General features: G+C 64.4%; 23 protein-coding genes. 7 read left to right on the forward strand and 16 right to left on the reverse strand.

The annotated features are described in order from the left end of the window. Positions 1–131: 131 nt before the first annotated feature. Together NH448_RS12110 and galU are read right to left on the reverse strand one after the other, a co-directional pair. Entirely contained in the window at positions 132–1,424 is a 1,293-nt protein-coding gene (locus tag NH448_RS12110; RefSeq protein ID WP_045992054.1) for a nucleotide sugar dehydrogenase, read from the reverse strand. Between the two features lie 4 nt (positions 1,425–1,428). Further along, positions 1,429–2,319 carry a UTP--glucose-1-phosphate uridylyltransferase GalU gene (gene galU, locus NH448_RS12115; protein ID WP_045992053.1) on the reverse strand — a complete coding sequence of 297 codons (891 nt, stop codon included), beginning with the start codon at positions 2,317–2,319 and terminating at the stop codon, positions 1,429–1,431. Between the two features lie 145 nt (positions 2,320–2,464). On the opposite strand from galU, the gene ubiG reads away from it, so the two are divergent. Next, positions 2,465–3,190 carry a bifunctional 2-polyprenyl-6-hydroxyphenol methylase/3-demethylubiquinol 3-O-methyltransferase UbiG gene (gene ubiG, locus NH448_RS12120; RefSeq protein ID WP_108133608.1) on the forward strand — a complete coding sequence of 242 codons (726 nt, stop codon included), beginning with the start codon at positions 2,465–2,467 and terminating at the stop codon, positions 3,188–3,190. After that, positions 3,187–3,849: an HAD-IA family hydrolase gene (locus tag NH448_RS12125; protein ID WP_045992051.1), complete on the forward strand. Its 663-nt coding sequence runs from the start codon at positions 3,187–3,189 to the stop codon at positions 3,847–3,849. The genes ubiG and NH448_RS12125 overlap by 4 nt, the downstream gene beginning before the upstream one ends. Before the next feature lie 257 nt (positions 3,850–4,106). Here the strand turns inward: NH448_RS12125 and NH448_RS12130 are convergent, their stop codons facing one another. From NH448_RS12130 to NH448_RS12180, 11 genes are all read right to left on the reverse strand, one after another. Continuing rightward, on the reverse strand, positions 4,107–4,871 hold the full coding sequence (locus NH448_RS12130) for a YciK family oxidoreductase (protein WP_045992050.1): 765 nt from the start codon (positions 4,869–4,871) through the stop codon (positions 4,107–4,109). Between the two features lie 13 nt (positions 4,872–4,884). Continuing rightward, positions 4,885–5,712, reverse strand: a complete 828-nt coding sequence (gene ybgF / locus NH448_RS12135; RefSeq protein WP_253028800.1) for a tol-pal system protein YbgF — start codon at positions 5,710–5,712, stop codon at positions 4,885–4,887. Between the two features lie 31 nt (positions 5,713–5,743). Then, positions 5,744–6,295 (reverse strand): peptidoglycan-associated lipoprotein Pal, encoded by a 552-nt coding sequence (gene pal, locus NH448_RS12140; RefSeq protein ID WP_045992086.1) that lies wholly within the window; start codon positions 6,293–6,295, stop codon positions 5,744–5,746. A 58-nt stretch (positions 6,296–6,353) separates the two neighbouring features. Next, on the reverse strand, positions 6,354–7,613 hold the full coding sequence (gene tolB / locus NH448_RS12145; protein WP_045992085.1) for a Tol-Pal system beta propeller repeat protein TolB: 1,260 nt from the start codon (positions 7,611–7,613) through the stop codon (positions 6,354–6,356). A gap of 95 nt (positions 7,614–7,708) precedes the next feature. Further along, a complete protein-coding gene (tolA, locus tag NH448_RS12150; RefSeq protein WP_045992048.1) occupies positions 7,709–8,950 on the reverse strand; it encodes a cell envelope integrity protein TolA in 1,242 nt (413 codons plus the stop codon). Positions 8,951–8,958: 8 nt separating this feature from the next. Then, positions 8,959–9,399 carry a protein TolR gene (gene tolR / locus NH448_RS12155; RefSeq protein WP_045992047.1) on the reverse strand — a complete coding sequence of 147 codons (441 nt, stop codon included), beginning with the start codon at positions 9,397–9,399 and terminating at the stop codon, positions 8,959–8,961. A 15-nt stretch (positions 9,400–9,414) separates the two neighbouring features. Next, complete coding sequence (gene tolQ, locus NH448_RS12160; protein ID WP_045992046.1) at positions 9,415–10,104, reverse strand: protein TolQ; 690 nt, start codon at positions 10,102–10,104, stop codon at positions 9,415–9,417. An 18-nt stretch (positions 10,105–10,122) separates the two neighbouring features. Continuing rightward, positions 10,123–11,151, reverse strand: a complete 1,029-nt coding sequence (gene ruvB, locus NH448_RS12165) for a Holliday junction branch migration DNA helicase RuvB (protein ID WP_045992045.1) — start codon at positions 11,149–11,151, stop codon at positions 10,123–10,125. 2 nt (positions 11,152–11,153) lie between these two features. Then, positions 11,154–11,765 (reverse strand): Holliday junction branch migration protein RuvA, encoded by a 612-nt coding sequence (gene ruvA, locus NH448_RS12170; protein WP_045992044.1) that lies wholly within the window; start codon positions 11,763–11,765, stop codon positions 11,154–11,156. A 398-nt stretch (positions 11,766–12,163) separates the two neighbouring features. Further along, the gene (ruvC, locus tag NH448_RS12175; RefSeq protein WP_108133601.1) at positions 12,164–12,715 is read right to left on the reverse strand and encodes a crossover junction endodeoxyribonuclease RuvC; all 552 of its coding nucleotides are present in this window, start codon (positions 12,713–12,715) and stop codon (positions 12,164–12,166) included. Positions 12,716–12,733: 18 nt separating this feature from the next. Beyond that, a complete protein-coding gene (locus NH448_RS12180; RefSeq protein ID WP_045994969.1) occupies positions 12,734–13,486 on the reverse strand; it encodes a YebC/PmpR family DNA-binding transcriptional regulator in 753 nt (250 codons plus the stop codon). A 228-nt stretch (positions 13,487–13,714) separates the two neighbouring features. On the opposite strand from NH448_RS12180, the gene ubiM reads away from it, so the two are divergent. Continuing rightward, on the forward strand, positions 13,715–14,977 hold the full coding sequence (gene ubiM / locus NH448_RS12185; RefSeq protein WP_071211158.1) for a 5-demethoxyubiquinol-8 5-hydroxylase UbiM: 1,263 nt from the start codon (positions 13,715–13,717) through the stop codon (positions 14,975–14,977). Positions 14,978–15,043: 66 nt separating this feature from the next. Here the strand turns inward: ubiM and aspS are convergent, their stop codons facing one another. Both aspS and NH448_RS12195 read right to left on the reverse strand, forming a co-directional pair. Beyond that, complete coding sequence (gene aspS, locus NH448_RS12190; protein WP_045994968.1) at positions 15,044–16,822, reverse strand: aspartate--tRNA ligase; 1,779 nt, start codon at positions 16,820–16,822, stop codon at positions 15,044–15,046. A gap of 45 nt (positions 16,823–16,867) precedes the next feature. Continuing rightward, positions 16,868–17,140 carry a zinc ribbon domain-containing protein gene (locus NH448_RS12195; RefSeq protein WP_045994967.1) on the reverse strand — a complete coding sequence of 91 codons (273 nt, stop codon included), beginning with the start codon at positions 17,138–17,140 and terminating at the stop codon, positions 16,868–16,870. A 239-nt stretch (positions 17,141–17,379) separates the two neighbouring features. On the opposite strand from NH448_RS12195, the gene NH448_RS12200 reads away from it, so the two are divergent. The 3 genes from NH448_RS12200 to NH448_RS12210 all read left to right on the forward strand — a co-directional run bounded on the left by NH448_RS12200 (position 17,380) and on the right by NH448_RS12210 (position 20,605). Then, on the forward strand, positions 17,380–18,324 hold the full coding sequence (locus NH448_RS12200) for a D-2-hydroxyacid dehydrogenase (RefSeq protein WP_045994966.1): 945 nt from the start codon (positions 17,380–17,382) through the stop codon (positions 18,322–18,324). 399 nt (positions 18,325–18,723) lie between these two features. Then, positions 18,724–19,635, forward strand: coding sequence for a ribokinase (locus NH448_RS12205; protein ID WP_045994965.1), 912 nt, complete (start codon positions 18,724–18,726; stop codon positions 19,633–19,635). 28 nt (positions 19,636–19,663) lie between these two features. Beyond that, the gene (locus NH448_RS12210; protein ID WP_045994964.1) at positions 19,664–20,605 is read left to right on the forward strand and encodes a nucleoside hydrolase; all 942 of its coding nucleotides are present in this window, start codon (positions 19,664–19,666) and stop codon (positions 20,603–20,605) included. A 144-nt stretch (positions 20,606–20,749) separates the two neighbouring features. On the opposite strand, the gene NH448_RS23675 is transcribed toward NH448_RS12210, so the two are convergent. After that, the gene (locus NH448_RS23675; protein WP_366078151.1) at positions 20,750–21,421 is read right to left on the reverse strand and encodes an acylphosphatase; all 672 of its coding nucleotides are present in this window, start codon (positions 21,419–21,421) and stop codon (positions 20,750–20,752) included. Positions 21,422–21,575: 154 nt separating this feature from the next. Between NH448_RS23675 and NH448_RS12225 the strand changes: the two genes are divergently transcribed. After that, positions 21,576–22,883 carry a tyrosine-type recombinase/integrase gene (locus NH448_RS12225; protein ID WP_253028801.1) on the forward strand — a complete coding sequence of 436 codons (1,308 nt, stop codon included), beginning with the start codon at positions 21,576–21,578 and terminating at the stop codon, positions 22,881–22,883.

Raw genomic sequence — 22,883 nt, forward strand, 5'->3', positions numbered from 1 at the left:
GGTCGGGCCAGGCCTGGTCTGGCCAAGACAGAACAAGACACCAAAGTAAAGAGCGCAGTGAATACTGCGCTCTTTACGGGCCAGACCCGGTGCCGGGCCGATGGTTCGGCTGTCAGGGCCTGAGCGATATATCAGGTTGCCGGGTCGGCACGTCGGCCGATGCCGCGATAGTGAAAGCCCTGGGCGGCGACGTACTGGGGGTCATAGATATTGCGACCATCGAGGATCAGGGCGCCCTCCAGCTGTCGTTTCAGCGCCATCCAGTCAGGATTCCAGTAGGCCTTCCACTCGGTGACCAGCATCAGCGCATCGGCGCCATGGCAGGCGTCGAGCGGGTCGTCCTGATGCAGGCTCAACAGCGGGTGGTCACCGACCACCGCACGTACGGCAGGGAGCGCAGCGGGGTCATGCAATCTGACGTGCACACCCTGGGCCCACAGGGCGCGCAGCAGCGTCAGCACGGGCGCATGATCGATGCGTGCGGTGCCGGGCTTGAAGGCAGCCCCCCAGATGGCCACGGTACGGCCTTCCAGACGCCCCTGATAGTGAGCCCACAGCTTGCGGAACAGCGTCTCTTTCTTGTGCTCGTTGATCTCGAGCACCTGGTCGAGCAACTCGGAGTGGCGGCCGCTGGCCGACTGGACATCCACCAGGCCCACCAGATCCCGGCTGAAATTGGGGCCACCGAAGCCACAACCGGGGTACAGGTATTCATAGCCGATGCGCTGATCTGCCCCCATGCCCTGACGCACGTACTCCACGTCCACGCCCAGGGTGTCGGCTAGCCCGGCCATCTCGTTCATGTAGCTGATACGGGTCGCCAGCATGCCATTGATGGCCAGCTTGGTCAGCTCCGCGGCGCGTCGAGGCATCCGCTTGAACACCTCGTGACGCCGATTGAAGGCACGCATCAATTCTCGCACCTGGCGCTCGGCGTGGTCATCGTCGCAGCCCAGCAGCCAGCTGCGGGCGCGGGTAAAGGTTTCCCAGGCGCGCCCTTCCTCGAGGGTGTCAGGCAGCGCCACCGAGGTCACGTTCTGGCCCTCGAGCACAGACTCGAGCCGCTCGGTGTCCCCTACCGGAAAGGTCGCGTTGTTGACGATGATGGCACCGTCGGCAAGACACGAGGCGTTCTCCTCCACCAGACGGCTGGCATCGTCGCGCTGGGTCGGTGACAAGGCCAGCCACAGCACGTCGATATCAGGGCCGTCGACCTCGCTGTTCCGCTCCAGGGTCAGGTGCCCGGCCTCCATGGCCTCCGTCAGGCGTTGCAGTACCGAAGGCTCACGGATCAGCCAGTCACTATCCTTGAGCTCGCTCCAGCGGCGATCCAGCGGTTGCCAGCAGACATCATGTCCAACCCAGGAGAGCGCGGCGGCAGCGGTGGCTGCCGAAAGCTCACTTCCATGTATCACGACCTTCATGGCTTCAGTCCTCGGCGGCGTAGCGTTTCAGCAGCTCGGTGAAGCCCTTGCCATAGCGGGAGTGGCGCCGACCATAGGCCAGGATCGCCTCCAGGTAGCCGAGCTGGTGGCCGCAGTCGTAGGTGGTGCCCTGCATGCGGTAGGCGTCCACGCCTTCGGCGACGCGCAGCTCCTCGATGGCATCGGTAAGCTGGATCTCGTTGCCGGCGCCGGGCGGGGTCTTGGCCAGCAGCGGGAAGATACGACCCGGCAACATGTAGCGTCCGATCACCGACAGGTTGGAGGGCGCTTCCTCGACCTTGGGTTTCTCGACCAGGCCGGACAGCTCACAGGACTCACCGGGCTCGGGGGACTCGCCCTTGGGCGCAACGATGCCGTACTTGTAGACCAGCTCGCGTGGAACCTCTTCCACCATCAGCTGGGAGCGTCCGGTGCGCTCGAAGGCGTCGATCATGCCGGCAAGGTCATTGCGCTCAAGGCCATCATCATCGACCAGTACGTCGGGCAACAGCACGGCAAAGGGCTCGTCGTCACCGATCACTGGACGGGCGCACAGCACCGCGTGGCCGAGGCCCAGAGGTTCAGGCTGACGCACGCTGATGATGTTGACGTCGGCAGGAACGATGGCACGCAGCTCCTCGAGCAGCTCGGTCTTGCCCTTGGCCTCGAGCCCGGCCTCCAGTTCAAAATGCTTGTCGAAGTGGTTCTCGATGGCGCTCTTGGTGCCGTGGGTCACCAGCACGATGTCACGAATGCCCGCCGCAACGGCCTCCTGTACCACGTACTGGATCACCGGGCGATCGACGATGGTGATCATTTCCTTGGGGATGGCCTTGGACGCCGGCAGACACCGTGTGCCAAAACCTGCGACGGGGAGAACGGCCTTGCGGATCATGAGACTTCCTTCTTCTCGAAATTGGGTTCGGCTGTCGTCCATGGCGATCTGGGCCATGGGACTCGGAACAGGGAATGCGTAGAATAGCGTACCAGACGAACTCGGTCCGCTGACATCGGCGGCATGGAACGCCCTGGAGATACAGATGAGCATATCCGATACCCCTTCCGCCAACGTGGACCACAACGAGATCGACAAGTTCTCCGCGCTGGCCGAACGCTGGTGGGATCCCGAAGGCGAATTTAAACCGCTGCATGCCATCAACCCGCTGAGGCTCGATTTCATCGACGCCAGAGTAGGACTGGCCGGACGCGAAGTGCTGGACGTCGGTTGCGGCGGAGGCATCCTCTCCGAGGCCATGGCACGCCGCGGCGCTCGGGTGACCGGTATCGATCTGGCCGAGGCGTCGCTCGCGGTTGCGCGTCAACACGCCGATGAGCAGGGGGTCGCTCTCGAATACCGCTACATCAGCGTCGAAGACATGGCCGAGGAAGCGCCGGAGCGCTTCGAAGTGGTGACCTGCCTGGAAATGCTCGAGCACGTGCCCGATCCCGAAGCCATCGTGCGTGCCTGCGCTCGCCTGCTCAAGCCCGGCGGACAGCTCGCGCTGTCGACCATCAATCGAAATCCCAAGTCCTACGCCCTGGCTATTCTCGGCGCGGAATACGTGCTCGGCATGGTACCTCGTGGTACCCATGACTACGCCCGTTTCATCCGACCAGCCGAACTGGCCCGCTGGTGCCGCGATGCAGGACTCGAGATCGAGGAGCAAAGCGGTCTGGTCTACCACCCGATCACTCGTCGCTTCTCGCTGTCCGCCAACGATGTCTCGGTCAACTACCTGATGATCTGTCGCAAGGAGACCGCGTGAACGATTCGCTACCTCGCGCCCTGCTGTTCGACCTTGACGGCACCCTGGTGGATACCGCTCCTGACCTGGCCCAGGCCACCAATCGATTGCGCCGGCTGCATGGTCTGGACGAGCTGCCCTACCCTGCCATTCGCGCCCAGGTGTCCAATGGTGGCAGCGCCCTGGTCACCCTGGCGCTGGGGCTCGAAAGCGAGCATCCCGACCACGCTGCGGCGCGTCAGCAGCTGCTCGACCTCTACGCCGAAGCGGTGGCCGAACACAGCCAGGTGTTCCCGCCGCTCGACCGTCTGCTGCTCCACTGGGATGGCCTCGACCGGCCCTGGGGGATCGTCACCAACAAACCACGTCTGTATGCCGAGCCCCTGGTCGAGGCGCTGGGACTCGCGCCGGGCGTCATGCTCTGCGCAGACGACCTGCCGGTGAAGAAGCCACATCCAGAACCACTGCTGGAGGCGGCCAGGCGCCTCGACGTCGCGCCCGAGGCGTGCTGGTATCTAGGCGACCACGTGCGCGACATGCAGGCGGCAAAAGCCGCGGGCATGCCGGCTATCGCCGTGGGCTATGGCTACATTGCCGAGGAAGAAGATTACCGGGACTGGCCGGCCGACCGCTGGTTCGATACCGCGGAGGCGGTTCTCGAGGCGCTGAAACGGCCCTGAGAGTCCAATGAGAGGACTCCGAGAGGCGTTGAGAGGCCATTGAGAGGCCACTGAGACGTTGCTGGAAGCCAGAGGTCGACGAGGCCAGGGCGGCGCTGCACGACGACACGAGGCGCGAGCTGAGCGACCATGAGCGTCGCTTCGCTGGCGCTGGGGTCGGGATCGGCAGTTTCGGCGGTTTGACGCAAGGAACGGCGGGCCTATTGGCTCGCCGTTCCTTTTGCAACGCTCGTTGCTCGCTTCGCTTGCCTGTGACGTCAGCTTCTCGGCGGCTGGGCGTCGAAGGCTTCCCCGTTGCGGCCCTTGCTGTCAGGGCCCATCAGCCACAGATAGGTCGGCATAATGTCCTCTGCGGTCCGCAGGCTCATGGGGTCCTCGCCCGGGTAGGCGCTCTTGCGCATGGCGGTGCGGGTCGCCCCGGGGTTGAGGGTGTTGATCCTCAGGGTCCCCAGATGATCGATCTCCTCGGCCAGTACCTGGGCAAAGCCTTCGGTGGCGAACTTGGAGACCGAATAGGCGCCCCAGTAGGCCCGCCCCTTGCGGCCAACGCTCGACGAGGTAAAGATCACCGAGGCGTCGGCAGACTTGGTCAGCAGTGGCAACAGCGCCTGGGTCATCCAGATGGGCCCGTTGATGTTGACCTGCATGACCTGATCCCACAGTTCCGGATTGTACTGCTCGAACGGAGTGATCCGGCCTAGCTGCCCGGCGTTGTGCAGGATACCGTCGAGCCGGCCGAACTCCTTGTCCAGCGCCTCGGCCATATCGTGGTAATCCTTGAGCGTCGCCCCTTCGAAGTTCAACGGGAAGATCGCCGGTTGCGGGCCTCCGGCGGCCTCGATCTCGTCGTACACCTTCTCGAGCTTGGCGGTGGTGCGGCCCAGCAGAATCACGGTGGCCCCGCGACGTGCGTATTCGATCGCCGCGGTGCGCCCGATGCCGTCTCCGGCACCGGTCACCAGCAGAATGCGATCCTTTAGCAGGTCTTGAGGTGCCTGGTAATCAATCTTGCACTCGGTCATGGCGCTTCCTTGATCAGGCCCCGGCCTGACGCAAATAGTCATCGGCAAGAGACGCCGCATTGCTGTCAGGATAGTCCTGCTGGACGGATTCCAGAAGTGCGTGGCCGCCTTCGGTATCTCCCTGCCGCGCTTTCAGCAGTCCCAGCTTGTACATGGCGTCGGGAACCTTGCTGCTGTCGGGAAAACGGTCCAGTACGGTCTCGAAGGCAACGGCGGCATCGCCAAAGGACGACTGCGCCGAATGCAATTCACCGAGCCAGTAGTAGGCGTTGGCGGTCAGGCTGGAGTCGGGATAACGATCGACGAAGGTATCGAAGTCGCTGATCGCCTGATCGAAGTCTCGCGACTGAACCTTGGAGAACGCCGACTGATAGGCCTCCCTGGCATCATCGCTGGCCTGGCCAGAGGACGATGAGGATGCTCCGCTGCCGCTGCCGCTGCCGCTGCCGCTGCTGTCTGCGGATTCGCTCGGCGGCTCCGTGGGCTCACTCGGGGCGCTTGGCGGCGCTGCCTGGCGCGGCAACTCGGACATGCGCTGATCGAGGTCCATGTACTGCTGGCGACTCTGTTGCTTGAGCTGATCCAGCTGGTAGCGCAGTTCTTCGATCTGCCCGCGCAATTCTCGCAGCTCGCGCTGGTGCTGCTCGACCTGGTTGAACAGTGCGAGATTGCCGCTGGCCTGGGCCTGGGTGGCCGTCTGATCGTAAAAGCTGTTGCCACCGCTGAGGTCTCTGACGACCGGCTGCTGAGCCAGTGCAGGTGACAGGATGGCGGGTACCATGACGGACAACGGGAGCACCAGGGCTCCCGCGCCGCACAGTCCCTTAAGACTGTGTCTCATTGACTTCTCCCACGTCCGACGTCAGTGGCTTTCAGTAAGCAAAGACCACACGGCGGTTCTGTGCAAAGGCATCCTCGTTGCTGCCGCGAGCTGCGGGGCGCTCTTCGCCGTAGCTCACCACTTCCATCTGCGAGGGATTGACGCCCTGCAGGCGCAGGTAGCGCTCGACGGACCCGGCACGGCGCTCGCCAAGCGCGAGGTTGTACTCGCGGGTACCGCGCTCGTCGGTGTGGCCCTGCAGCACGACGGAGGCGTTGGGGTTGCTGCTCAGGTACTGGGCGTGGGCGTTGACCACCGATTCAAACTCGGGACGGATAGCGTCGCTGTCGTAGTTGAAGTAGATGGTGCGCACTTCCGGGATGCGGCCGTCGGCCATCTGGCCGGCACCGTCGGTGCCATAGCCGGAGCCGCTGACCTGGCCGCTGCCGGCGGTGCCGGTACCGACGCCGGTGCCACCCATGGTACCGCCGGTACCGGTGCCTGCGGCGCTGCCGTCCTGGGTGCCGCCGGTGCTGGAGCAGCCAGCCAGAACGGCCAGGGAAGCGGCGATGGCCAGCGAACGGGCGTAGGGCTTGAGAAACATCATGTCACTCTCCTTGCGTGATGCATCAAAGTCGATTCATCGGCATATGGCCGTCGAATCAGTTCAGAAACGGGGACCAGGCCGGCTCACGGACATCGCCCTGGGCGGCGGGCAGACGGAACTGCGCACGTCCATCGGCGGTGACCGCTCCCAGCACCCCGGTGCTACCCTGCTGGGTGGCGAAGATTACCATGGTGCCATTGGGCGCGATACTGGGAGATTCGGCCTGCTGGGCATCACTGATTTCCACCAGACGCCCGCTCTCGAGGTCCTGCTTGGCCACCTGATAGCCATTGTTGCCGCGGTGGATCAAGAACAATGTTTCGCCATCCGGCGACAGGCGACCACGAGCATTGTAGTTGCCGGTGTAGGTCAGACGCTCGGCCTCACCACCAGACACGCTCTGGCGATAGATCTGGGGGCCGCCCGAGCGGTCCGAGGTGAAGATCAGGGAGCGGCCGTCCGGCGCCCAGGCCGGCTCGGTCTCGATGCTCGAGGAGTTGGTGACACGCTGAACGTTGCGCGAGCCGATATCCATCACGTAGATCTCGGGCTGGCCATCCCGGGACAGCGCCATCGCCAGGCGACGGCCATCCGGCGACCAGCTCGGTGCGCTGTTGAGCCCCTCGAAGTCGGTCAGCTTGACGCGCTGACCGGTGGCAAGATTCTGCACGTAGATGGCCGGCCGTTCGGTCTCGAAGGACACATAGGCCAGCTTGCCGCCATCCGGCGACCAGGCCGGTGACATGATCGGTTCATCGGACGTCAGGACCTGCTGGCTGTTGCGCCCATCGGCGTCGGCCACATAGAGCCCGTACTGGGTGTTGTCGCCCACCCCCTGCGAGGTGACATAGGCGATGCGGGTCGAGAATGCGCCACGAATCCCGGTGATCTCCTCGAAGATCTGGTCACTGATATAGTGCGCCGCGCCGCGCAGATCGGAACTCGATGCCGTGACTGTCTCGCCCAGCAACCGGCTCTCGCCACTGACGTCGAGAAGCTCGAAGCGCACCTTGACCTGGCCACCCTCCTGACTGGTGCTGCCGACCACCAGGTAGCGCGAGTCGAGACTGCGCCAGTCACCGTAGGTGACCTCCTCGCTGGTCGAGGGCTGGTTGAACATCTCTGAGCGCGGCAACGGTTCGAAGTAGCCGCTGCGCTCCAGGTCATCGGAGACGACCTGGGCGATATCCTCCGGTAGCCCACCCGCCTGGTCGGCAAAGGGCACCACCGCGATCGGTGTGGCCCTTTCGTTGCCGCGGGTGATATCGATGGTCAGATCGGCCTGGGCCGCTGGCCCGGCCAGCCATACCAGCATGCCTGCCACAACAGCAAGCAGACGCTTGGCAAGGCTTGTGTGAGCGACGGTCATGCTGACCCTCCTGGTCCACCAACTCGCATTCAAGGCTCTCATCAGCGAATGTCTCCCGGTCTGAATCGCAGATTGAATTGACGATAGTCGCGTTGCACGCCGCTGGGAAGGTCTCGCAGTTCGGTGAACGGAGCAGCAGACTCCACCGCCTGGATGGCGGAGTTGTCGAAGGCGGCGTTTCCGCTCGAACGTGTGACCGTTGCAGCAAATACTTCACCCGAGGGCCCCAACCTGACCTGTACCTCGGCGGTGGTGCCGTCGCCCACATTGGGCGGGATGACCCAGGCCTGCTCCACCGCACGCCGCACCAGCTGGATAAAGCCATTGGCGGCCTCGTTCCCCTGTTCGGCGTTGGAGACGGCACTGGAATCGCCCTCGATGATCCGCTGAAGCTGCCGCTCGGCCTCTTCTCTGGCCTTCTGTTCGGCGGCCTCGCGGGCCTGGCGTTCGGCTTCTTCCTGTGCCTTGCGCTCGGCTTCCTCGCGGGCCTGACGCTCGGCTTCCTCTCTTGCCTTCTGCTCGGCTGCCTCGCGGGCCTGACGTTCGGCCTCTTCCTGTGCCTTGCGCTCGGCTTCCTCTCTTGCCTGCTGCTCGGCTGCCTCGCGGGCCTGACGTTCGGCTTCTTCCTGTGCCTTGCGCTCAGCCTCCTCTCTTGCCTGCTGCTCGGCTTCCTCTCTTGCTTTCTGCTCGGCTGCCTCGCGGGCCTGGCGTTCGGCCTCCTGCTGTCGCGCCGCCTCTTCCTGACGACGTCGCTCGGCTTCGGCCTGGCGCTCCTGCTCGGCCTGCTGGCGAGCGGCTTCACGCTCAGCTTCCTCTTCGGCCTTGCGCTGGGCGGCGGCTTCGGCCTCGGCGGCCCGCCTTTCGGCTTCCGCCTGGGCCTGCTCGGCAGCTTCTTCCCTTGCCTGCTGCTCGGCTTCCTGCTGAGCCTGTTGTTCTGCCGCCTGACGCTCGGCCTCTTCGGCGGCCTGCTGCTCTGCGGCCTCGTGGGCCTGACGTTCGGCCTCCTCCTGGGCCTGGCGCTCGGCTTCTTCCTGAGCCTGACGTTCGGCCGCGCGGGTGCGTGCCTCGGCCGCCTGCTGGGCCTGATCGGTACGTGTCTCGGTGCTGATCAGGGTAGCCTGCACGATGGCGTTGTTGGGCGCCTCGGGTTCACTGCTCGGCCACTTGATCACACTGATGACCAGGATACCCAGGTGCAGGGCAACGGCCAGCACCGTCGGCAGACCATAGCCAACTCGCCCGGCGGAACGCTTAAGTGTCTTTCGCCGCTGTGGTTTCGCCATGAGCGCTCCTAACCGTCCTGGGGCGGGGGTTCGGAGATCAACCCGACGTTGGCGACGCCGGCGACCTGCAGCGTGCTCATCAAGGTCACCACCTGGCCGTAGGAGACGTTGCGATCACCCCGCACCATGACCGGCGTGCCGGGATTGCGCTCGAGCAGAATGACCACCCGGTCACTCAACTCGTCCAGGCTGACCTGGGTCTCGTCGCCACCGAGGCTGATGAAGTACTGCCCATCCTTGTCCACCGAGACGATGATCGGGTCGGTGTCTTCGGTGTCCTCGATCGGCTCCGAGGTCGCCTGAGGCAGGTCGACCTTGACCCCCTGGGTCAGCATCGGCGCGGTGATCATGAAGATCACCAGCAGCACCAGCATGACGTCGATAAAGGGGACCACATTGATTTCCCCCATGGGCTTGCTGCGCCCACGGCGATTGAAGGGTCCAAGCATGCGGCGTCTCCTTGATCAGGCGGCGCCGGCGTCGGGCCGGCCCTGCAGGTTGCGGTGCAGGATGGAGTGGAACTCCTCGGCAAAGTCTTCGTACTTGCCCAGCAGGCGCGACGATTCCGCCGACAGGCGGTTATAGAAGATGACCGCGGGGATCGCTGCAAACAGGCCCATGGCGGTCGCGACAAGCGCCTCCGCGATCCATGGTGCCACCGTGGCCAGGGTCGCCTGCTGGGCCATCGACAGCGACTGGAAGGAGCCCATGATGCCCCAGACGGTGCCGAACAGGCCGATATAGGGGCTGGCCGAGGCCACCGTGGCGAGGAACACCAGGTGCAGGTTCAGGCGCTCTTCTTCACGTGACCAGGCCACCCGCATGCTGCGTTGGACGCCGTCGAGGATCGCCTGGGGGCTGCGGGTCTTCGGCATCAGTCGATTGAACTCGCGAAAGCCGGCGCGAAAGATGTGCTCGGCGCCCTGGGTCTCGCCCTCGGCCGGGGCGTCTCGATACAGCTCGTTGAGGTCGACGCCGGACCAGAAGCGGTCCTCGAAGGCGCGATGCGCCTTGCGTGCACGGCGCATCACAAAGCTGCGCTGGAACACCACGATCCAGGAAAGCACGGAACCGATCATCAGCAGCAGCATGACAAATTGCACCACGCCGCTGGCGTTCATGATCAGATGGGGAATGGACATGGAGTCGTTCACGGAAATCCTCGTCTCGGGTCAGTCGTTGGAAGCGTCGAAGGCCTGGTCGTCAGGGGCCATGCCGAAATGGGTCCAGGCCTGGCGCGTCACCACCCGGCCTCGTGCGGTGCGCATCATCAGACCTTGCTGAATCAGGTAGGGTTCGATCACGTCCTCGATGGTGTCGCGCTCCTCGCCGATGGCCGCCGACAGCGAATCCACCCCCACCGGGCCACCGTCGAACTTCTCGAGCATCGCCAGCAGCAGGCGACGGTCCATATGGTCGAGGCCATGGTGGTCAACGTGGAGCATGTTGAGCGCCTGGTCGGCCACCTCGGCGGTGATGCGCCCTGCCGCCTTGACCTCGGCGAAGTCGCGAACCCGCCGCAGCAGCCGGTTGGCGATACGTGGCGTGCCACGGGAGCGCCTGGCCACCTCACGGGCGCCATCCGTGTCGGTGTGTACCTCGAGCAGGCGCGCCGAGCGTGCCACGATCTCGGTCAGCTCGTCGATGGCATAGAACTCGAGGCGCTGCACGATACCGAAACGGTCGCGCAGCGGTGACGTCAGACGGCCGGCTCGGGTGGTCGCCCCGACCAGGGTGAAGGGGGGCAGATCGAGCTTGATCGAGCGGGCCGCAGGGCCCTCACCGATGACGATATCCAGTTGGAAGTCTTCCATGGCGGGATAGAGGATCTCTTCCACCACCGGCGAGAGTCGATGGATCTCGTCGATGAACAGGACGTCACCGGCCTTGAGATTGGTCAGCATGGCGGCCAGGTCGCCGGCACGCTCGAGCACCGGCCCGGAGGTCGAGGTCAGGCCCACGCCCATCTCGGTGGCGATGATATTGGCCAGGGTGGTCTTGCCGAGTCCAGGCGGGCCGAATACCAGGGTGTGGTCGAGACTCTCGTCCCGGGCCCGGGCGGCATGGATGAAGATCTCGAGCTGTTCCCTGACCCGGGGCTGGCCGATATAGTCGGCCAGGCGCCTGGGGCGGATGGCGTGGTCCACCCGCCCTTCTCCTTCCTGCGGATCGGCAGCGATCAGTCGGTCGGTATCGATCATGGTCAACCCGCCATGCGGCGCGCCAACGCCGCCTTGATCATGGCTTCGGTGCTGCCCTCATCCTCGAGACCGGACAACATGCGGCTTGCCTCGGTGGGCTTGTAGCCCAGACTGACCAGCGCCGCCTCGGCGTCAGCCAATGCCGTCTTGCCGGATACCGGTGTGGACGGCTGAGCGTTCCCTTCGAGCGGTAGGCTGTCGGGATGCTGCCAGTGGGGAAAGCGATCGCGCATCTCGATCACCAGACGTTCGGCTGTCTTCTTGCCGACGCCAGGCAGACGTGTCAGCGCCTTGACGTCGTCTTCCATCACGCAGCGGATGAAGGCGTCCTCGTCCATGCCGGAGAGAATCGCCAGGGCCAGCTTGGGGCCGATACCGTTGACCTTGATCAGTGCGCGAAATAGCGCGCGCTCCTGCTCTCGGGCAAAGGCATACAGCAGATGGGCATCGTCGCGCACGGTCAGATGGGTGTACAGCGACACTCGCTCCCCGGCGCCCGGCAGGGCGACCAGGGTGGTCATGGAGGCTTCCATCTCGTAGCCGACGCCATTGACGTCGACCACCAGCCAGGGTGGTTGGGTTTCGAGCAGTGTGCCCGTGATGCGTCCAATCATGGCGCGAATACTTCCTTGATCTCGGCGGTAAAAGTGATCGCCAGTGTACCTGAGACGGCGGTCACGAATCGCGGGAGCGGCTACCCTGCAAGCGTACCTTGCATCCCACTATACGGTGGCAGCCTGGGCCCCGCCAGCACAAACAAACGCTGTTCGATAATGCTTCCGTCGCCACTTTGCGACAGCCTGAACGTCAGCCGATGCAGCAACAACAACCCGGCGCATCGGCGTAAAAAAACCTAGGGCTTGTCTGAAAAGTGCCTGCGCTCGGTAATACGGCGTTAAAAATCGGCTGGTGCGCCAGCCCGGTCAAAATGCTCATTTACACCCCGTAAACTGCGCTTTCTCACCGATTTTTGCCTTGTCTAACCTTCGCTCGTCGACTTTTCGGACAGCGCCTAGGGACGATACTGGCGCCAGGACGTCCCCTTGCCGCCACCTCTGGAGCCGCTGGGCCGCCCACCGAAGGAGCCCTGGGTGATCAAGCCACGTGACGCGTAGCAGTGCGTCAGGGCGATTCCCAGAGCATCGGCGGCGTCCGCCTGGGGCGTACCGGACAGACCCAGCGTCGCCGTGATCATGTGCTGTACCTGGGTCTTGTCGGCACCACCGCTGCCGGTGACCGCCTGCTTGATCTGGCGCGGCCCATACTCGTGCACGTCAAGGCCGTGATTGGCGGCGCAGACGATGGCGGCGCCCCGCGCCTGGCCCAGTTTCAGCGCAGAGTCGGCATTTTTCGACATGAACACCTGCTCGATGGCGAAGGCCGCGGGACGGTGGATCCCGATCAACTCGCTGATCCCGGCATAGACCTGCGCCAGGCGCTGGGCCAGGGACTCATCCTTGAGCCGAATGCAGCCACTGGCGATGTAGCGCGGCTGCCGCTCGCTGGCGTCGAGTACCCCGTAGCCGGTGATACGCGAGCCAGGATCGATCCCCAGCACGATCATGCCGGGTTCCCCGGCAGGTCAGCGCTCCAGTTCGGCAAGAATGGCATCATTGAAGTCCGCATTGGTGAAAACATTTTGCACGTCATCGAGGTCTTCGAGGTGATCGATCAGGGCGAGCACACGGCGCGCGAGATCGGCATCCTCGATGGGCGTGGTGGTATCGGCGAAGAGTCCGACGTCGCTGTAGACGGGCTCAAGCTCCGCGGCCAGCAGGGCATCCTTGACGGCACCAAAGCGCTCCGGTGATGTCACCACCTCCAGGCTGCCGTCTTCGTCGGTCAGGATATCCTCGGGCTCCGCGTCCAGGGTGGCCGCCATGGCTGCCTCCTCGGAGGTCCCCGGTGCCAGAGTCAGTCGCCCCTGGTGATGGAACATGAAGGCGACCGATCCGCTGGTGCCCAGGTTGCCGCCATGCTTGGAAAACGCGTGTCGCACATCTGAGACAGTTCGATTGCGGTTGTCGCTCATGCACTGCACCAGGATGGCGACGCCTTCCGGACCATAGCCCTCGTAGGTGATCTCCTCCATGTCATCGCCATCATTCTGCCCTGCCCCGCGATCCACCGCCCGCTGGATCGTGTCCTTGGTCATATTGTTGGACAGGGCCTTGTCGATGGCGGCCCGCAGACGCGGATTGTCAGCGGGTTCGGGCCCGCCCTGACGAGCGGCCACGCCCAGCTCGCGGATCAGCTTGGAGAATATCTTGCCGCGCTTGGCATCCTGGGCGGCCTTGCGATGCTTGATGTTCGACCACTTGCTATGTCCTGCCATGGTGCATCCCGTTGGTTGCTGGAAGCCGACGCTTCGCACGTCGCCGGGCGATATTGGAAGACAAGGCCCTGAAGGAGCCTGCCAAAAGCACCTGAACCCGGCGCTGGATCAAAGGCGCGCCACATAGCCCGCCACCTGATCACCCGTTGTGCTAGCGTCGGGCGCTTGATTTATCGCGCATTCTACCGCGCGTGCAGCTCACCAGCGAATCCAGCTCAGGAGTGACGAATGAAGGATGTGGCCATCATTGGTGCAGGGCCAGTGGGCCTATGCCTGGCGCGAGCACTGGCCGGTGCCGGCTTGAGTGTGGCACTGATCGATCGAATCGATCGCCCTCGACTGGCCGAACCCAGGCCCGATGGGCGCGAGATCGCCATGACCCAGGCATCCTGCGACCTGCTTGCCGACATTGGTGTGTGGCAGCGGATCCCCCAGCACGAGGTGGCACCGCTGACGCATGCCAAGGTGTTCAACGGACAGTCGTCCTTTGCCATGGACTTCGACTCCGGCAACGATCGACCACTGGGCTTCATGGTGCCGAACCATCTGATACGCCGCGCCGCCTTCGAGGAAGCCGAACGTATGGACGGCATCGACTGGCACTTCTCGGCGCTGGAAAGCATCACCAGCGACCCCGGTGCGGCGCGTCTGGCACTGGAAGACGGTACTCGACTGTCGGCACGTCTGGCGGTGGCCGCGGACAGTCGCTTCTCCGAATCCCGCCGTCAGATGGGCATCGCTGCGCGCATGCGCGATAACGGCCGCAGCATGCTGGTGTGTCGGGTTCGCCACCAACGCGCCCATGACCAGTCTGCCTGGGAGTGGTTCGACCACGGCCAGACCCTGGCGTTGTTGCCATTGCACGAACACCTGTCGTCGGCGGTGGTGACCCTGCCCAGCCAGCAGATGTCGGAGCTTACCGCGCTGCCGCCCGAGGCACTGTCGCAGGCGTTGACCCATCGCTACGGACGCAGGCTCGGCGCCATGACCCTGGAGGGAGAGACCCACGTCTATCCCCTGGTAAGCGCCTACGCAGAGCGCTTCGTGGCCGAACGCTTTGCCCTGGTCGGTGACGCCGCGGTGGGCATGCATCCGGTGACGGCACACGGCTTCAACTTTGGCGCCCAGAGTCAGCACCGCCTGGCCCGCCGGCTGATCCGCGCCCACCAACTCGGACAGGACATCGCCGACCCGCAACTGCTGAAGCGCTACGAGCGCGAGCATCGGCTGGCCACCTGGCCGCTGTATCAAGCCACCCAGGCCATCGTCGGCCTCTATACCGATGACGGAGTGCCGGCACGAATGGTCCGTCACCTGGGGCTGCGCCTGGGTGACCGACTGGCACCGGCGCGTAGAATGATCGGACAGCACCTGACCGAGCCTCATGGTGGCTCACCGCTCACGCCTCTATCGCCTCTCACCACCCTTCCGTCGCTGGCCCGTCGCGCGGCGTCTTCCTTGCCGTCACCACTGTCCAGGCTGCTGGGCTGATTTCCCATCAACGAAAAACCCCCGCCGATGGGCGGGGGTTTGTCGGTACAGCGCGATAGCCTAGCGTTATTCGCCGGCTTCGGGCTTGGCCTTCTGACGCAGGCGGATACTCAGATCCTTGAGCTGGTCGTTGCTGACCTCGCCAGGGGCGTCGGTCATCAGACAGGCTGCACTCTGGGTCTTGGGGAAGGCGATGACCTCACGGATGGTACGAGCGCCGGTCATCAGCATGACCAGGCGATCGAGACCGAAGGCCAGACCACCGTGGGGCGGCGCACCGTAGTGCAGCGCGTCCAGCAGGAAGCCGAACTTCTCGCGGGCTTCTTCTTCGCCGATACCCAGGATCTCGAATACCACGCTCTGCATGGCCTGATCGTGGATACGGATCGAGCCGCCACCCAGCTCCGTCCCGTTGAGCACCATGTCATAGGCACGCGACAGGGCCTCGGCCGGGTTGGCCTTGAGCTCCTCGGGGCTGCACGCCGGCGAGGTGAAGGGGTGATGCAGCGGGCTCAGACGACCGTTGTCGTCGGCCTCGAACATCGGGAAGTCGACGACCCACAGCGGCGCCCAGGGCTGGGTGTAGAGATCGAGATCCTCACCCAGCTTGACCCGCAGAGCCCCCAGCGCCTCGTTGACGATGCGCGCCTTGTCGGCACCAAAGAAGATGATGTCACCGTCTTCGGCACCCACACGATCCAGCAGGGTCTCGATCACGCCTTCCATGAACTTGACGATCGGCGACTGCAGGCCCTCGATGCCCTTGGCACGCTCGTTGACCTTGATCCAGGCAAGGCCCCGCGCGCCGTAGATACCGACGAACTTGGTGTACTCGTCGATTTCCTTGCGCGACAGCTTGGCGCCACCGCTCACCTTGAGCGCGGCGACACGGCCGTCATCAGCGTTGGCCGGACCGGAGAAGACCTTGAAGTCCACCTCCTTCATCAGGTCATCGACGTCGGTCAGCTCCAGCGGGATGCGCAGGTCCGGCTTGTCGGAGCCGAAACGGTGCATCGCCTCATGCCAGGTCATGCGCGGGAACTCGCCCAGATCCACGTCGAGCACGTCCTTGAACAGGCCCTGCACCATGGACTCGGTGATGCGCATGATGTCGGCCTCTTCGACGAAGGAGGCCTCGAGGTCGATCTGGGTAAATTCCGGCTGACGATCGGCACGCAGGTCCTCGTCACGGAAGCACTTGGCGATCTGGTAGTAGCGATCGAAGCCCGCCACCATCAGCAGCTGCTTGAACAGCTGAGGCGACTGCGGCAGCGCAAAGAAGCTGCCGGCGTGGGTCCGGCTCGGCACCAGATAGTCACGTGCACCTTCCGGGGTCGCCCGGGTCAGCACCGGCGTCTCGATATCGAGGAAGCCCTCGCCTTCGAGGAAGGCCCGCACGCTATGGGAGATACGAGAGCGCAGACGCAGCTTCTCGATCATCTCCGGGCGACGAAGGTCGATGTAGCGGTGCTTGAGGCGAATTTCCTCACCCACCTTGCCGTGCTCGTCGAGCTGGAACGGCGGCGTGGCGGCGGTGTTGAGCACCTCCACTTCCTTGGCCAGCACCTCGATCAGGCCGGTCGGCATGTTCGGGTTCTGGGTTCCCTCGGGACGCATGCGCACTCGGCCCTGGATGCGCAGCACGTACTCGCTGCGGGCGCGGTCGGCATTGGCGAAGGCCTCGGCGGTATCGGGGTCGACCACGACCTGGGCGATACCGTCACGATCGCGAAGGTCGAGGAAGATCACCCCACCGTGGTCACGGCGGCGGTGTACCCAGCCGCACAGGCTGACCGTCTGGTCCACCAGGGTTTCGTTGAGCTGGCCGCAATAATGGCTGCGCATGTTGGTTCCTGTCATGTTGCGTGAAGGTAAAGGCAATTCGTTGGATCAGGCAGCGGCGCCGTCACCGGAAGCGGAGCCACCACCGGAGGAGGCACCGCCTCCGCCACTGTCACCCGCCAGATTCTTCTTGGTGCCACCGGTCTTGAAGTCGGTCTCGTACCAGCCGCCACCCGCAAGACGGAAGCCAGCCGCCGAGACCAGGCGGTTCAGTTCGGGAGCTTCGCAGGCCGGGCAGTCGGTCAAGGGAGCGGCGCTCATGCGCTGTAGCTTCTCCAGCCGATGGCCACAGGCCTTGCACTGATATTCGTAGATGGGCATGGTTCTAGGTCTCCGTTCGCATTGTTCCTGCGGGGCGGGAAGCCGGCGTCTGATCTGCCTGACACACCCTCGATCACGCCGCTTCCGATCCCGACATGCGATATAGGGCCGGCCAACAGCAATTCCAAGCCCAAATCAAAGGGGCGCATTATAGCGTGCTGAGCGCCTCAAGGCCCAGCCCTGTGCACCGATCTTCGCCACCAGACTCACCACAACCACCAAACACAACAGGAGAAGCGATGAAAGCTGTATTACTGGACGCCGACAGCCTGGGTTCCGACATCGACCTTGCACCGCTGCGCGAGCAGCTCGAGAGCCTCGAGGTTCACCCCACCAGCACCCCCGCCGAGGCGCGTGAACGGCTGGCCGGCGCTGACGTCGCCATCGTCAACAAGGTGGTGCTGGATGCCGATACCCTGAACGCCCTGCCCTCCTTGCGGCATATCTGCGTACTGGCCACCGGCACCAACAATATCGACATGGAGGTGGCGAAAGAGCGTGGCATCCGCGTCGACAACGTCAACGCCTACGGAACCGCCAGTGTCGCCCAGCATACCCTGATGCTGATCCTCGCTCTGGCCACTCGCCTGCCCCAGTACCAGCGCGACGTGGCCGAAGGCCGTTGGGGAAAGAGCCCGTTCTTCTGTCTGATGGACCACCCGACCCTGCAACTCGAAGGCAAGCATCTGGTGCTGGTGGGACAGGGTGAACTGGGCTCCAAGGTGGCCGCCCTGGCCGAGGCATTCGGCATGCGGGTGAGCTTCAGCGCGCGTCCAGGCAACGAGGCCAATGACCGGCGCCCGGCACTGGCCGAGCTGCTGCCCGAGGCCGACGTGGTCAGCCTGCATTGCCCATTGACCGAACACAGTCGTCATCTGCTCAACGCCGACAACCTCAAGACCATCAAGAAAGGCGCCCTGCTGGTGAATTGCGCCAGGGGTGGTGTGATCGATGAAGAAGCCGCTCTGGCCGCCCTGCGCGAAGGGCAATTGGGAGGCCTTGCCGTCGATGTCCTTCCCGCGGAGCCGCCTCGTGATGGCCACGCCCTGATCGACGCAGTCAACGAGTCGCCGCGCCTGAACCTGCTGGTCACCCCGCACAGCGCCTGGATCACCCCTGAAGCGCGACAGAACATCGTCAAGCTGACCGTCGATAACCTGCGGAACGCTGCGCAAGAGAACTGACGCCGTCCATGGCGGGCACAGCAGACCGTGCCCGCCTGACACCAGGCCATTCTTGCCAACCTGCCCCTTGCCTGCCCCTTGGTGAGCTCTCTCCAGGCTTTCGCCCCGCTGATGCCGCGCTTATGCAACGTTATCGCCACGCTGATGCAACGTTATTGCGCCCCTGATCGGCATGTTCGGGCGAGTTTAGCGAACGCGACGCTTCCCAACGGCCTGTCCTCATCGCCCATGACTAACATATCGATGTAACTGGCACGTTCGGGTCTTGCTAAACCAAAATAACGGTATAATTGTTGGAAACAAGGTAACAGCCGTGTTGTCGATGGCGGTTCCACCCTTGCGTCGGCCCGGCATCACTCCGATACTTCGCGCTGAGCCCACCCCCTCATCGGACACCCCATGCTGTACAACTACGGGTCGATCAATCTCGACCATGTCTATCGCGTTCCCCATCTCGTTCGCCCGGGGGAAACCCTGGCGAGTCATGAGCACCGAGTCGGCCTTGGAGGCAAGGGAGCCAACCAGTCGCTCGCGCTGGCCAAGGCCGGTGGTCAGGTGGCTCACTGGGGAAGCCTGAATGCCCAGGATGGCTGGGCCCGCCAGCAGCTTGCCGATGCCGGGGTCGACGTCAATGGTATTGCCGAGGTGGCCGCCCCCTCCGGCCACGCCATCATCCAGGTCGACGACGGCGCAGAGAACGCCATCCTGCTGTTCCCCGGAGCCAACCACCACCACGCGGCCGACGACCTTTCCAGGCTGATGGAGGGCACTCAGGCCGGCGACTGGCTGCTGCTGCAGAATGAATGCAGCGCCCTGGCCGACGCCATCCGGCTCGGACATGAAAAGGGACTGAACATCGCCTTCAACCCGGCGCCGATGAGCGACGCCGTGCTAGACCTGCCACTCGACCGGTGCGATCTCCTTTTCGTCAATCGGGGCGAGGCCACCTGGCTGGCCGGTGTTGCAGAGGATACCGATGCCGACGCCTTGCTCACCGCCCTTTCCGAGCGCCTGCCCAGCACCCGACTGGTGCTGACGCTCGGAGGCGAAGGCGCCTGGCATCAGCACGGCGGACAACGCCAGTTCCAGGCGGCGAGTCGGGTCGAGGCGGTTGACACCACCGCCGCCGGGGACACCTTCATCGGCTACTACCTGGCCGCGATGCAGGAACAAAAGACCGTGGCGGATTGCCTGGCGCTGGCCTCCACCGCCGCCGCCCTCGGCGTTCAGCGCCAGGGCGCGGCTGCCAGCATTCCGACCCGCGACGAGGTCGACACAGCGCTGGCGAGCGGCCAGCACGCCATCCGTTGAGACCTTCAGGCCAATCACAGGAGCTTCCGTGAGCACCCCGATCATCTTCGATACCGACCCGGGCGTCGACGACGCCCAGGCCATCGCCATCGCCCTGCGCCATCCCGACATTGAGCTGCTCGGCATGACCACCACCTTCGGCAACGTCGACATCGAGACGGCGACCCACAATGCCCTGCTGCTCGGCGAGATCGCGGGCCAGCCAGTGCCAGTGGCCCAGGGCTCGGCCTGCCCCATGGTCAAACCTCGTCATCCGGCACCCAAGCATATCCATGGCGACAACGGCCTGGGCAATATCACCCTGCCCGAGGTCAAGGGACAGGCCGATGCTCGCAGCGCCGCCCAGTTTATCGTCGACACCGTGCGCCAGCGTCCGGGCGAGGTCAGCCTGGTGGCGGTCGGCCCGCTGGGCAACCTTGCCGCAGCGCTGCAGCTGGACCCCGAGATCACCCGCCTGGTCAAGCAGGTGGTCATCATGGGCGGCTCCATTCGCGAAGGCGGCAACGTCACCCCGGTGGCAGAAGCCAACATCTTCAACGATGCCCACGCCGCGCAGCGCGTACTGACCGCCGACTGGCCGCTGACCCTGGTGGGGCTCGACGTGACCCATCGCTGCATCCTGACGCCGGAACACATGGCCCGCATCGAGGCAGGCCAGGGCGAGCTCGGCAAGATTCTGGCCGGCAGCTACGACTTCTATCGCGCCTTCTATCGTGAAGCCCTCGGCATCGACGGCTGCTGCCCCCATGACAGTGTGGCCCTGGCCTGGCTACTGCGCCCGGACCTGTTCGAGACCACCCGCGGCCACCTGGGTGTGGTTACCGAAGGGCCGGCCGAGGGGCAGACCATCCTCGCGCCCGAAGGCAGAGGCTTTATCGCCGACCGCTGGTCACAGACACCCGTGGTCAACGTCTGCATGGGGGTAGACGGCAAGGCCGTCAGCGACTGGATCGCGGACACCCTGGCCTGAACGACTCAAGCCAGCAAAAAGCCCCGGGCGGGCACGACGGATAATGTCGAGGGACAGTGTCGTGCCCGCCCGGGGCTCTTCTATCGCTGGATCCTTGAGGTCATGGCGCCAGCGGCGACGACCACGGGCGCTCTACACCGGGCTCTAGCCCGTCGTGAAATCCCTCGGCGGCTTATCCAGCGTTACCTCACGGGTGGTGACCTGGGTCACTTCGGCCTGCTCGGGCCCATATTCAAGCCAGTCGGCGACCCGTTCCACCGCGTCACGAGGTCCACACAGCAACACCTCGACACTGCCGTCCGGCAGGTTGCGCGCATACCCCGCAAGCCCCTCTGCCTCGGCTTGCTGCCTGGTGGCAAAGCGATAGCTCACGCCCTGTACTCGCCCTTCCACCAGGGCCTCCAGGCATAGGGTGTCATCGGACATCGTGGCTGCCTCCTGCTGCTCGTCCATTGGTTCCTCTCTGGCGACATCGGCCCCTTGAACCGTATCATCGACGCTGACCTCGTCATCTTCGTTGGCCTGACGGCTCTCCACCGTGCCAGCAGTCTCCGCTCCCCCTGCCTCCAGCTCCGCCTCATGCTGACGCTCGCGAGCCTCCTGCTCGAATTCCCGTTCTTCTTCGGCGCTCAACTGGGCACGCACGCTCTGCTGATCGAGCAGTTCCTGCTTGACCAGCACGGCGCTGTTGCGCGGGATGATGGGCTTGTGCCGGGCGAGTAGATGGACCTTGGTAAAGGCAGCACCAAACAGCAGGATCAGCGAGGAGTAGTAGACCCACAGCAGGCCTAGAACTTGACGCCCAGCATGACCCATGAGCGCCCACGCACAAGGGCTAGAGGGATGATATTGAAGGGATGGCTTGCCCATCTTTACCCACGAGAACCCACTCAAACCCGTGCGGCGATGTATGGTCTGGTGTATGGTGAGAGCCATTCAGAGTCAACCAACTGGTTTGCCATACAAGCCCATGAAGCGCACCGCGATCAAACGTCGGCCGTTGGCCGATACCGTGCTCTCCAAGCTGGAGCCCGAGGAGAAAGAGTACCGAGAAAGCTACGGCGTGGATAGGTTGTACTTCGTCGTCGCCCCCAGCGGGAGAAAGCGCTGGGAAGTCAGGTACAAGAAACCGGCGACCGGGCGCTGGGCCTGGATGGGGCTGGGGACCTATCCCGACGTCACGGCGAAGGTTGCCAGGGCATCGGCTCAGGACGTGGCTGAGAAGGTGGCTGATGGCATCGATCCCGTGCAGCAGCGACGCGAGGAGCGCAGCGGCGATGGGCGAATGGCCGACTTCGCCATCACGGCTTGGCAGTGGCTGGACCATCGCGTCGGAGAGGGCCATTTCGTGGCCGAAACCGAGTATCAGGCTCGGACCATGCTGAAGAATGACGTGATTCCAGTGCTGGGCGGCATCGCCGTATCCCAAGTGACGCGCGCGGACTGCGTCAAGGTGCAGCGCCGGATAGAGAAGCGCGGCGCCCTGAACCGGGCGAAGAAGTGCCGCATCTGGCTGCAGTCGATCTTCGATTACGCTCATTCGCTGGGGCGCTGTGACGAGAATCCGGCCGCCAGTCTGCGCGTGTCGTCCAAGTCCCCCAAGCCGGCCAAACCGCTCCCCTTCCTTCGCGAGGCGGAGCTGCCCGATTATATGAAGGCCCTTCGCCAGTCCAGCAGCACGCCCCTGGTCACCACCGCGGCATGGGTTACGCTGCGCACCGCCTCCCGGCCCGGCATGGTCCGATGGATGCACTGGTCTGAGGTGAGCCTGAAGAACGGCGCCTGGCACATCCCGGCCGAGAAGATGAAGTCGAGGCGCGATCACGTCGTGCCGTTATCGCGCCAGGTCGTGGAGCTACTGAAGGCCGTGCGCCCGCTGGCCGGCGAGGATGGCCATGTCTTCCCGAACCGGCGCGCACGCCTGAGCACCCGCGAGGGCGCTGACACGCCGCCGGTGCTCTCCAAGAGCAGCATCAACCGATGCATCGAACTCGCCGGCTATCGGGGGAGAATGACGGGGCATGGCGCGCGGCATACCGCGAAGACGCTGCTATCTGAGCATGGCTGGCCGAGGGACTGGACCGAGATGCAGCTGGCCCACTCCCTTCCCGGGCTCGAGGCCACCTACAACCATGCCAACTGGTTCAAGCAGAGGGCGCTCATGATGCAGTGGTACTGCGACTACCTGGACGCCCTGGAAGCCGGCATCACCGACGAGCAGATCGAGGAGTTCGATGCCCAGGTGATGATGCCAGGCGGGCAGCGCTTCACGCCCTGA

Source organism: Halomonas sp. OfavH-34-E (assembly GCF_024124525.1).
Lineage (GTDB): Bacteria > Pseudomonadota > Gammaproteobacteria > Pseudomonadales > Halomonadaceae > Halomonas > Halomonas litopenaei.